An 11,611-nucleotide genomic window follows, 5' to 3' on the forward strand; every position below is an offset into this window, starting at 1 on the left:
CAACCGTGACTACCCCGATGGCTGATTGTGCTAAATGAGTCGGACCGCATACGGTGCCATACCGCTCTGGCGCACCGCAGTCTTCTGCACGTTCATACCGGTCTGTGGCGCTTCGAGCATCTGACCGTTACCCAGGTAAATAGCCACGTGACGGCTACCCCCATCACCCCAGAACAACAGGTCGCCGCGCTCAGCCTGTGCCACCGGGATCTTCTCACCACGCTGGTACTGATAACCGGTGTAATGCGGAAGCGAAATCCCCACACCGGCAAAGGCGTACAAGACTAGGCCAGAGCAGTCGAAGCCAAGCTGACCCGTGCGCGGAGTCCGGCCGTCACTAATGCCCGCAGTCGGACCATTCGCGTCACCACCACCCCACACGTAGGGGGTACCAATCTGAGACTCCGCACGCGCAATAACAGCCTCAATCTGCTGCTGACGGTTGCCATCAGCCACCGTCAAGGAAGAATCCTCGCGAATTTCTTCCGTCACTGCCGAGCTATCCTTCACCTCCGGAAGCACTTCCGCCACAGATTCCTCGACAGCGTCATTCGTAGACTCGCTTCCCGAGGTCGCCGCAATCTCCCCCGTCGCCCCATTCCCATACGGGTCCTCAAAGGTGGAGTGGTCAGCCTGAGATTTGCCCACAGCCTCAGCCAACGCATCCATTGCTGCAGTCACGGTATCTTGCTGAGTATCCTCCGCGGACTCGGTTGATGCAGGAGCTTCGGGCGCAGTGGCTTCCGTGCTGGGCTCAACATTCGGAGCAGCTTCTTGCGCAGCCTCCTGTGTCGGCGCCTCCGGCGCCGTGACCTCAGTCGCAGAAGTTACAGGAGCAGCAGGTGCCTCGGCCTGAGCCGGCGAAGCCTCCTGAGCCGCCGGAGCGGCCGGCGCCTCCGGGGTCTCCGGGGTCTCCAGGGTCTCAGGGGAGCTGTCCGCAAGCGGGTGCTCCGGACGCAGCTCCGCTAACTCGCTCTGAGCCTCTGCAAGATCCGCCGACGCCTCATCTCGTGCAGCGAGCTTGTCTGCGAGTTCACCCATAGCGTGGTCCAACGTCCCACGAGCGTCGGATTCGGCCTGGGCAGCTTGACGCTCGCGGTCGTCGGCAAGCCTACTGGTTTGACGCAAGGTGGACTCATCATTTGCGGCGATGGTGCGATTGCGCACCAATTCCTCGAGTGCACCACGCTTCTCATCGGACTCACGACGCAGATAGGTCTGGCGATCCAACGAATCCTTACGTGCATCACCCGAACCCAACTGCGCCGGGGATGCCGAATTCTGAGAACGGTACGAGGAGCGCGCCACCGAGTCCAGGTCTTCCTGCGCACGGTCAACATCCGCCTGCGAGGCATTGAGGCGATCCTTCGCCTCCTTGGCGCCTTGGCGAGCCTGCTCGGCCAAGGACTGCGCATCATGAAGATCGACGAGCGCCTGGTTCACTGCCTCCTGCAGACCGCCCAGCTCAAGGTTGATGCGACTGATATCGGCCTCAAAGCCGGTGATTTCAGAAACAAGAGCAGTAACCGGCGACTCTTGAGCGACAGATGTCGTACTGCACATAACCGACAGTGACACGGCACAAGCGGTTGCAGGCAAAAATATCCGGAAGCGTCGGTGCGCCCGGGAACCTGAATACACAGAGCGAACGGAACGGACTGTGAAAACCACTGAGGTATTCCTCTCACCACACTGACCCGGCTCATGCGAGAGCACAAACTAAGCCCGACCCTCCGGTCGGCGTGCGGATTCTAGAACGATCACGGATGTGAGCCCATGGGAGATCGTCCGTCCCTCAAACTTGACTGCAACACGAATCCGCCCCGGCGCCAGCATTACTCAGCGACGGTAACGAACTCAATTCTTGGCGTGCTTCCCCACATGCCCGAATTCATTCAAGTCATCCCACCGACCGGAGTCCGTGTTCAACCTTGCGTCATTCATTAAGTGTTACGAGTGCGTAAGAAGTAACAGTTATCAGCCCACGAGCTGACATGGAAACCATAAGCCACTTCAGATGTCTGGTGCACATCCTTTACCAACTTTCACACTGGTCAAGGTAAATGACATGACTGTTACTTTTTGTCACGCTGGGACTTTAGGGCCACGCAGATCTACTGTGACTTTCATCACGTTCCACAACCTAAGACGCAACATGCGTTAACACAAGGCACATGGGTTGACAGTTATACACCCCGGCGTGTCACATAAGTCTAGGCTCAACGCTTGACTGTCCAGTGCGTTACGACAGCTACAAGCACGATGAGGGCAGCCAAAATTGCCCCTAAGGTGCCCCAGTGCGGTTCCCCACTGTCCGCAATGCTCGCAACAAAAGCATCGATCCCCTGGGCATAATCAGGTTGCCTAATCAACGCGAACTCGGACTTTTCGATTTGCGCGCGGGTGAGCTCAGTACTCACCGCCGCTGTCGCATCAGGTGCACGGACAATCATGGTGTGTGCGTTTGTGCCCTCCAAGAGCTCCTGCGCCAGATCACGGAGCGCGCCCGGCCCAGCCCCGACCGTTTCCAGTACGACGTAACCGAAAGGCCCGCCCTCCTGCGTGGAAGCCTCATTCACTGCGCGCAGCAAATCCGGTTCGATGAGAAGATTCATCGGGTTGTCCGTCTCGAACGCAACCGAATCATCCGCTAGCTGGGCGGTCAAAGAAGCCTTATCGACGTTCACGGGATCCATAATCCAAAAGGTTAGCGCGCCAACCGCCGGTGCATTGGAGGCGCACAGGGAAGAAACCGCGTCAGGCCCCGTTGCGCGGGTCCCACCGATACGCACACCCCGATGTGAGGGGGATTTCCGGTTACGGGGTAGCTAAAAGTTCCATAGAAGGCCTTTAGCCGGACCGTATTACCTACTTTCAGCGCCGAGTGCCCTAAGATGTGCAGGTAGGGACCCCTATGGGTCGCGACACCCAGAATCTAAGTTTGACAACGAGAAACGGAGCTCACGTGTCTGAGAGCAAGAACTCCTTTAACGCGAAGAAGACTCTCGAGGTCGGCGGTAAGTCCTACGACTACTACGCCCTCGACGCAGTCGAAGGTATGGAGAAACTCCCCTACTCCCTGAAGGTGCTGGGCGAGAACCTGCTGCGCACCGAGGATGGCAAGAATGTCACCGAGGAGCACATCAAGGCGATTGCTAACTGGGATCCGTCGGCAGAGCCGTCCATCGAGATCCAGTTCACCCCGGCACGCGTCCTCATGCAGGACTTCACCGGTGTCCCCTGTGTGGTCGACCTCGCCACCATGCGTGAGGCCGTGTCCTCCCTCGGCGGCAACCCGGACCAGGTCAACCCGCTGAACCCAGCTGAGATGGTCATTGACCACTCCGTAATCATCGAGGCGTTCGGCTCCGAGAACGCTCTGGAAAAGAACGTCGAGATCGAGTACGAGCGCAACGAGGAGCGCTACCAGTTCCTGCGCTGGGGTGCAGAGAACTTCTCCAACTTCCGCGTCGTCCCACCGGGAACCGGCATCGTCCACCAGGTGAACATTGAGTACCTCTCCCGCGTTGTCTTTGACAACGACGGCGTAGCTTACCCTGACACCTGTATTGGTACGGACTCCCACACAACCATGGAGAACGGCCTGGGCATCCTGGGCTGGGGTGTCGGTGGCATCGAGGCTGAGGCGGCAATGCTCGGCCAGCCGGTGTCCATGCTCATCCCGCGCGTCGTTGGCTTCAAGCTCACCGGTGAGATCCCGGTTGGCGTGACCGCTACCGACGTTGTTTTGACCGTCACCGAGATGCTCCGCGATCACGGTGTGGTGCAGAAGTTCGTCGAGTTCTACGGCGACGGTGTCAAGCAGATCCCGCTGGCAAACCGCGCAACCATCGGTAACATGTCGCCGGAGTTTGGCTCCACCTGTGCGATCTTCCCGATCGACGAGGAGACTATTAACTACCTCCACCTCACCGGCCGCGACCAGGAGACAATCGACCGCGTCGAGGCATACGCCAAGGCTCAGGGTATGTGGCTCGAGCAGGGTGCCAAGGAAGCCGAGTACTCCGAGTACCTCGAGCTCGATCTGTCCACCGTCAAGCCGTCGATTGCTGGACCGAAGCGCCCGCAGGACCGCATCCTGCTCGCAGAGTCCAAGGAGACCTTCCGTAAGCAGCTGCCGGACTACAACACCGCTGGCGACGGCCACGCAGAACCGGTTCGCGCCGAGAAGGTCGAGACCGTTTCCTACAACGAGTCCTGGCCGGCAAACGGCGAGTCCGCTGCTGACGGCTCTGAGGGCCGCGCTTCCAAGCCGGTTATCGTCGAGTCCCCGCAGGGTGGCGAGTACACCCTCGACCACGGCATGGTTGCCATCGCAGCAATCACCTCTTGCACCAACACCTCCAACCCGTCCGTCATGGTCGGTGCGGCGCTGCTGGCACGCAAGGCTGCTGAGAAGGGCCTGAAGGCGAAGCCATGGGTGAAGACCATTATGGCTCCGGGCTCCCAGGTCGTTGACGGTTACTACAACCGCGCTGACCTCTGGAAGGACCTCGAAGCTGTCGGCTTCTACCTGTCCGGCTTCGGCTGTGCATCCTGCATCGGTAACTCCGGCCCGCTGCCGAACGAGATCTCCGCTGCGATCAACGAGTACGACCTGACCGCAACCGCAGTCCTGTCCGGTAACCGTAACTTCGAGGGACGTATCTCCCCCGACGTGAAGATGAACTACCTTGCCTCCCCGCTGTTGGTCATCGCGTACTCCATCGCCGGCACCATGGACTTCGACTTCGAGACCCAGCCGCTGGGCCAGGATGCAGACGGCAACGACGTCTTCCTGAAGGACGTCTGGCCGTCCGCTGATGAGATCGAGGGTGTCATCGCTGACACTATCTCCCGTGAGATGTACGAGAAGGACTACGCTGACGTCTTCAAGGGCGACAAGCAGTGGCAGGAGCTCGACATCCCGCAGGGCAAGACCTTCTCCTGGAACGAGGACTCCACCTACATCCGCAAGGCACCGTACTTCGACGGTATGCCGGAGCAGCCGGAAGCTGTTCAGGACATCACCGGCGCTCGCGTGCTGGCTAAGCTGGGCGACTCCGTGACCACGGACCACATCTCCCCTGCTTCCTCCATCAAGCCGGGCACCCCGGCTGCGAACTACCTGGATGCACACGGTGTGGCTCGCCACGACTACAACTCGTTTGGTTCCCGTCGTGGTAACCACGAGGTCATGGTTCGCGGTACCTTCGCTAACATCCGCCTCCGCAACCAGCTGGTTGAAGAGGCCGGTGGCTACACCCGCGACTTCACTCAGGAAGGCGCTCCGCAGGCGTTCATCTACGACGCTGCACAGAACTACGCCGAGAAGAACATCCCACTGGTCGTCCTGGCTGGTAAGGAGTACGGCACCGGTTCTTCCCGTGACTGGGCTGCAAAGGGCACCAACCTGCTCGGCGTCCGCGCTGTCATCACCGAGTCCTTCGAGCGTATTCACCGCTCCAACCTGATCGGTATGGGTGTTCTGCCGCTGCAGTTCCCGGAGGGCGAAACCCACGCTTCCCTGGGTCTGGACGGCACCGAGACCTTCGACATCACCGGCATCACCGCCTTCAATGAGGGCGACGCTATTCCGGAGACTGTTCACGTCACCGCCACGAAGGATGATGGCGAGAAGATTGAGTTCGAGGCTAAGGTCCGCGTCGATACGCCTGGTGAGGCTGAGTACTACCGCCACGGCGGCATTCTGCAGTACGTTCTGCGCCAGATGGTCAAGAACTAAGCTGCGTAGCTGAAGGCCGGTTCCCCTCGTGGGAGCCGGCTTTTCGCTTATCGACGTCCCGCCACTTACAATCCTCCCTTATGCCCAAACTGCTCTTCCTGTCTTTGCGCAACGGACCGGTTGGTCCTGCGGTGTCCCACGCTGAATACCACGACACGCTGCGCGCAACCGGTTTGAGCACAAATGACATTGAGTTGCGCTCCATCTCGGATGAGACCTCCAAGTTGGGCAGCCTTGATGGGGTGAGCGGCATCTTTGTCGGTGGTAGTTCACTGAACATCACTAATGAGGAGTACTCGCCGTGGCAAAAACATGTGCACGAGATCCTCGCCGAACTCGTGGAAGGCGACATCCCCGTCTTCTTCGTCTGCTATGGCATTAGCTGGCTCACCCACCACTTGGGTGGTCTGGTCGGACACACCCACCCGGAAACATCAGGTCCCACCATTGTGAGCACACTGCCCGCTGCAGAGGAAGATCCACTCATGGCTGGATTGCCCAAGTTGTTCACCGCACTGACCGGGCATACTGAAAACCCTCTCGCAGCCCCAAAGGGTGCGACGCTCCTGGCCGAAGGACCGTCCTGCCCAATTCAGATCCTGCGCTACCGCGACCATGTGTGGGCTACGCAGTTCCACGCGGAGATGGATGCCGCCGCGATGAAAACGCGCATGGATTTCTACTACGACTACGGCTATTTCCCGCAGGCCGAGTACGACACTATCGTCGCCGGCCTCCCCAGCGTGGATACGACAACCGCAAACGCCCTGGTGAAACGTTTCTCTGAATTCTGCCTAGAGCGCTAACTCCCGCGCTGGCGTGTCCCCGTCTTCGAAGTCGAAGGGGTTCGCAGGCATCGCCTCACGCCCGACGGCCTCCACAATTACCTGCGCAACGAGCTCACGCGAGGTCGTAGATTCTGGCCGCGTAGTCTCGTCTACGGCACGACCACCATGGGAGCGCTCCACGGTCAACCTCGTCGGCCCCAAGATGACATAGTCGAGCTCCGACTCCAACAGGCGCTTATCGACGGCCTTCTTCGACTCCACATAAGCGAACCAGCTGCTGCCGTCGTCCACCACTGTCGCTTTCGCAGCGCCGGCATAGGACACCATGACGAGCTTGGGTGCGAACTCCCCCAATTCCTCCAGCGCACCGATCATACGCAATGCCGCATCTCGGTCCACCGCATACGTCCGCTCCGGATCACCCCCGCCCGCACCAGCGGACCACACCACCGCGTCAAACGGAGTGAGCAAACGTGCCCACTCCTCCGCGTCCAAGCGGGTGAGGTCGGTGACGATGGCGGTAGCGGAGGCGCCGATAAGCTGCTGAACATGCTCCGGGTTGCGCACGAGACCGGCGACTTTATGCCCCTCCGCAATAAGCAATGGCACGCTCAACTGGCTGACCTTCCCGCCAGCACCAATGACGAGAACGAATTGAGTGAACTCTTGTTCCATGCCGCCCAGGCTAGCGAAAAATGGGGTCGCCGAAGAGGGAGCGCAACGCTCCGAACAGGTGACGATATTCATCACCGGATAGCCCCGCGGCGACACCCACACCGGCCCGCCCCTGATTCGCTCGACTCGCCCGCGGGCCTGTCGCCACGGATCATCGTCATTGACCCTGTTGTGATAGCGGCACAGCGGCGTCAGGTTGTTCACGTTGGTCTCTCGCCCATGCTTCCACGCCGTCATGTGGTGGAGTTCGCAGGCATCCGCCCCGTGGCGGCAACCGGGCACCGGACACGCCGGAGTGACCGCCCGTGCCAGGTCGCGCTGCTTCTGGTTAGCCAGGCGCTGACCGCGATACAGGTTCACTGCGCCCTGCTGCGGGTGGAATAGCCCCACTTCCAGGTCCGCACCATGAAACGTAGCGAGGAACTCTGCACCGGTCATCGTGGTGCCGTCGGTGAGACCAAGGATCGTCTCATCGCCCTCTTGGCGCACAATACGCGCGTACTCCGGCAGAGGCACCAGCACTAACGGGCGCGGCACTGCCCGCGCAACCCCACCGCCAAACTCCAGCATCGTCATAAACGCCTCAAACAGCTGCGGGCCACGCGGGCGCGACGGATCAATGTCCTGGCTCAACGAGTGTTCCAGATCCGCCATGATGCGCTCCGGTCCCGTCACCATCATCGCTCGTTTGCCTCTGCGCGAACCTGTGAAGCCCACCCCATCCGAAGGCGGCGGCGGTTCCACGGCAGGAACAATCTCCTTGGCGCGCCGCCGCACGGTCTCGTAACTTCCCCGCACGTCCAGCAGGGTGTGGCGGAGGCGCCAGCGGTCCACGGGATCGCTGATCAGCTTCGTGCTCTCTTCGATCAAGGTCAAAGTGTCCATGGAGACGCGGTTCGCGCGAGCCTTAGCCACCCCGAGACTCTGCTGCTTCTTCAACCTCGTCGATCCGAAGTACACTTCGTGCACCTTGGCCCAGTCGCGCACACGTTTCGGCTGCACCCCGGCATCAAGCGCCGCCTGGCGGTCAAAGCCAGCCAAGGTGTCCACCCCGGCAGCAACGGCGCCGAGGAACTCTCCGAAACCAATCATGTCTGCCACCCTGACACGGCCAAGAACTCCTGTAAAGCGCGCGTTTCTGAACCTGTGGATAACCCCGATATCGGCAAAAGTTATCCACAGATTCCGGCAAACCGCCCGCGCCTGCTGCCCCAGTGACGTAGACTCGCCTGTTTGGGGTCTAGCATGGGAAGCCATGTACGCGATCATCACCACCACCGGCCCGGACCGGACCGGCATCATCGCTGGAGTTGCTCAGGCTGCGGCGGATCACAACATCAACATCGTCGACGTGTCGCAGACCCTCATGAGTGATTTCTTCACCATGATCATGCGGGTTGCACTGCCGGAAGAAGGCTTTGACATCGCCGCTCTCCAGGACACGCTCACGTCGGTGGGCGCAGACCTTGGCGTGGATATCCGCGTCCAGAGCGAGGCCCTGTTCACCGCGATGAATGAGATCTAGCGCCATGGGCAACGAGCTGAACTTCAAGTCCGCCAGCATTATGGACGTCATCTCGATGATCGAGGACTACCGCCTAGATATCCGCACCGTCACCATGGGCATTTCGCTCATCGGCTGCACGCGCTCCACGATGGCAGCCACTGCGCAGGCTGTCTACGACCGGGTGACCGCGCGCGCCGCACGGCTTGTCGACGTCTGCCAGGGCATCGAACGCGAACTCGGCATCCCCATCGTGAACAAGCGTGTGTCGGTCTCCCCGATCGCGCTCGTCGCAGCGGGCTTGGACGGCAATCCGGCCGACATAGCCCACGCTCTCGACAAAGCAGCCCAAGAGCTCGGCGTGAACTTCATCGGCGGTTACTCCGCGCTCGTGGAAAAGGGCGCCACGGAGGCCGATGAGCGCCTTATCGCCTCCATCCCCGAAGCCTTGTCGAACACGGAATTTGTCTGCGGTTCCGTGAACGTTGCGTCTTCCCGCGCCGGTATCAACATGGACGCGGTGAAAACCATGGGCAAGGTGGTGAAGGAGGCGGCGGAGTTGACGGCGGAGAGGTCGTCGATAAGCTGCGCGAAGCTCGTTGTTTTCGCGAACGCTGTGGGCGACAACCCCTTCATGGCTGGCGCGTTCCACGGTATTGAGGAGCCGGACACCGTCATTTCCGTCGGTGTGTCGGGCCCGGGTGTGGTGGACCGTGCGATCACCCCGTTGGCGGGTAAGTCGCTCAATGAGGTCGCCGAGGAGATCAAGAAAGCCGCGTTTAAGATCACGCGCGCGGGCCAACTCGTAGGCACTCTCGCGGCCCAGCGTCTCGGAGTGCCGTTCGGCATCGTTGACCTTTCGCTCGCCCCGACGGCAGAGGTCGGCGATTCCGTCGCCCACATCCTCGAGCACATGGGCCTGAACCAAGTGGGCACGCACGGCACCACCGCCGCGCTCGCACTGCTTAACGACGCCGTCAAGAAAGGCGGCATGATGGCCTGCTCCCGCGTCGGCGGCCTCTCTGGCTCCTTCATCCCAGTCTCTGAGGACCAGGGCATGATCGACGCCGTCCGCTCCGGAGCCATCTCTTTGGACAAGCTCGAAGCCATGACGTCGATCTGCTCCGTCGGATTCGACATGATCGCCATTCCCGGTGACACCCCCGCTGCAAGCATTGCCGGCATGATCGCTGATGAAGCCGCCATCGGTGTGATGAACCATAAAACCACCGCCGCCCGCCTCATCCCCGTCCCCGGCACAAAACCTGGCGACGAAGTCAATTTCGGTGGCCTCCTCGGCTATGCGCCGGTAATTCCCGTGAACCAGGTGAGCAACGCCCCGTTCATCGAGCGTGGCGGCTTCATCCCCGCCCCGGTCCACGGGTTCCGCAACTAAGCCTTGACCCTCACGCGGCGTCATAGTTCAAAATGGCGGCATGAGGATCTCTGACGTCGCGCGCGCTGCTGGCTGCTCCGTGCGCGCCATCCGCCACTTGCACGAAACCGGGGCCGTGCCGGAGCCCGCACGCACTCCTGGCAACTACCGCGACTACACCGTCCGTGACCTTGCGGCGGTACTTCGCGCCCGCGCGCTCATCGACGCTGGAGTCGCCACCACCCACATCCACTCCACAGACGCCATCGACCGGTCTTTGGAGCTCATCGACGCCCAAATTACCCACCTCATGCGCCAGCGCGACCGGCTTTCCGCCCTGAAAGAGGCGCCATTGGGGATGCCAAACGATGTGCGCACACAGTTGATCGACGTCCTCGGCGATACTGATTTCGTCCGCGGAGAAACCGAGAGCTTCGACCTTATGGCGCTCACCGGTGTAGCCACTCCAGCCACATGGGATCAGCTGCGCGCTAACCTCGCCGATCCCGCCTGCATCAAGGCGACGGAAGAGTTTGGGCGGGCATGGGAGACGGGGGACGTCGATAAGCTTGCCGAGCTGCTGCCACGCGGGATCATGCGCAATGTTGCTGACACGCTCGTGCCGGGCGAGGTCCCACTAACAGCTTGGGACACTGGGTGGCCGGATGTCGTGGAGAAACTTGCGGGTGGATTCCGTGACTAAGGTGCTACATCTGCTACGACAACACCCGGCGGTCCGTGCAGCGCGATATGAATGGGGACTCTACCGCGACCTCTGGTGGTGGACACGCGGCCGGACACTCCTACCGGAAGGCGCGCAGGCCTTTCCGCACCAGCCTGGGCGGCTCCAACTGGTAGCAATGTTCACGGTGGTCATCCTCATCGAACTCGTCGTCGTCCACCTGCTGTTACCCGAGGGTGCACTCCGCATCCTCGCACTGCTGTTATCGGTGTGGGGCATTGTGTTCATCTGGGCGCTCATCGCCAGCGAGCGGATCCGGCCGTCCTATCACGATAGTCAGCGTGTAGTTCTTCGTCGCGGCCGGAAGATCTTCGCGGACATTTCCCGTGACCTCATTTCCAAGCAATCGCCCTCGCGCAGTCACGCTGCTGAGACGGTAGTCGGCGATGGAGAGCTCATCCTCGGCGGGCCTGCCGGCACCGACATCCTGCTCACGCTGCATGCGCCTATCGAGGCCGCCGAAGACACCTACCCATGGCAAAAGAAGCGCACACAGCCGGTCAGCCGTGTCCGCTTCTATTCAGGCGGAGTTATACGCTAGCGCTTCTTGCCCACCGTGAAGTAGGCCGCCCAACCAATGGTGTTCACGCCGCCGATGAACGGGGTCCAGAACCATTTGGGGCCACGGAGACGGTGCGCGTCGGTACGTGAGAGGTCCCACAGTGCGTAGCCTTTGAGCGCGGTGTCGAGTGCGCCGAAGATTCCGGCGACGGTTTTCTCTTCCTTGCTGAGGGAGTTCCAGGCATCTTTGAGTGAATCAATTGGGTTCATAGAGTCCATC

Annotated in this window: 10 protein-coding genes; 6 read left to right on the top strand and 4 right to left on the bottom strand. The window is 60.9% G+C overall.

Annotated elements, in window-relative coordinates:
* Positions 1-30: 30 nt before the first annotated feature.
* Together HMPREF2129_RS03775 and HMPREF2129_RS03780 are read right to left on the bottom strand one after the other, a co-directional pair.
* Positions 31-1,563 carry a DIP1281 family NlpC/P60 protein gene (locus tag HMPREF2129_RS03775; RefSeq protein WP_052092675.1) on the bottom strand — a complete coding sequence of 511 codons (1,533 nt, stop codon included), beginning with the start codon at positions 1,561-1,563 and terminating at the stop codon, positions 31-33.
* Between the two features lie 656 nt (positions 1,564-2,219).
* Complete coding sequence (locus tag HMPREF2129_RS03780) at positions 2,220-2,696, bottom strand: Rv1476 family membrane protein (protein WP_034663447.1); 477 nt, start codon at positions 2,694-2,696, stop codon at positions 2,220-2,222.
* 269 nt (positions 2,697-2,965) lie between these two features.
* Between HMPREF2129_RS03780 and acnA the strand changes: the two genes are divergently transcribed.
* Positions 2,966-5,746 carry an aconitate hydratase AcnA gene (gene acnA, locus HMPREF2129_RS03785; RefSeq protein ID WP_034663361.1) on the top strand — a complete coding sequence of 927 codons (2,781 nt, stop codon included), beginning with the start codon at positions 2,966-2,968 and terminating at the stop codon, positions 5,744-5,746.
* Between the two features lie 80 nt (positions 5,747-5,826).
* Positions 5,827-6,552, top strand: coding sequence for a glutamine amidotransferase-related protein (locus HMPREF2129_RS03790; protein WP_034663365.1), 726 nt, complete (start codon positions 5,827-5,829; stop codon positions 6,550-6,552).
* Here HMPREF2129_RS03790 and HMPREF2129_RS11225 read toward each other — a convergent pair.
* Positions 6,541-8,301: an NAD(P)H-binding protein gene (locus HMPREF2129_RS11225; protein ID WP_232218089.1), complete on the bottom strand. Its 1,761-nt coding sequence runs from the start codon at positions 8,299-8,301 to the stop codon at positions 6,541-6,543. The genes HMPREF2129_RS03790 and HMPREF2129_RS11225 overlap by 12 nt on opposite strands.
* A 163-nt stretch (positions 8,302-8,464) precedes the next feature.
* Between HMPREF2129_RS11225 and HMPREF2129_RS03805 the strand changes: the two genes are divergently transcribed.
* The 4 genes from HMPREF2129_RS03805 to HMPREF2129_RS03820 are packed head-to-tail and all read left to right on the top strand — an operon-like array spanning position 8,465 to position 11,371.
* Positions 8,465-8,734: an ACT domain-containing protein gene (locus HMPREF2129_RS03805; RefSeq protein ID WP_034663368.1), complete on the top strand. Its 270-nt coding sequence runs from the start codon at positions 8,465-8,467 to the stop codon at positions 8,732-8,734.
* Between the two features lie 4 nt (positions 8,735-8,738).
* Entirely contained in the window at positions 8,739-10,109 is a 1,371-nt protein-coding gene (locus HMPREF2129_RS03810) for a PFL family protein (protein ID WP_034663370.1), read from the top strand.
* Positions 10,110-10,149: 40 nt separating this feature from the next.
* On the top strand, positions 10,150-10,791 hold the full coding sequence (locus HMPREF2129_RS03815; protein WP_034663372.1) for a MerR family transcriptional regulator: 642 nt from the start codon (positions 10,150-10,152) through the stop codon (positions 10,789-10,791).
* Complete coding sequence (locus HMPREF2129_RS03820) at positions 10,784-11,371, top strand: hypothetical protein (protein ID WP_232218090.1); 588 nt, start codon at positions 10,784-10,786, stop codon at positions 11,369-11,371. The genes HMPREF2129_RS03815 and HMPREF2129_RS03820 overlap by 8 nt, the downstream gene beginning before the upstream one ends.
* On the opposite strand, the gene HMPREF2129_RS03825 is transcribed toward HMPREF2129_RS03820, so the two are convergent.
* Entirely contained in the window at positions 11,368-11,601 is a 234-nt protein-coding gene (locus tag HMPREF2129_RS03825; RefSeq protein WP_034663378.1) for a hypothetical protein, read from the bottom strand. The two genes, HMPREF2129_RS03820 and HMPREF2129_RS03825, sit on opposite strands and share 4 nt — an antisense overlap.
* Positions 11,602-11,611: the final 10 nt, after the last annotated feature.

Source organism: Corynebacterium tuscaniense DNF00037, from assembly GCF_000759055.1.
Lineage (GTDB): Bacteria > Actinomycetota > Actinomycetes > Mycobacteriales > Mycobacteriaceae > Corynebacterium > Corynebacterium tuscaniense.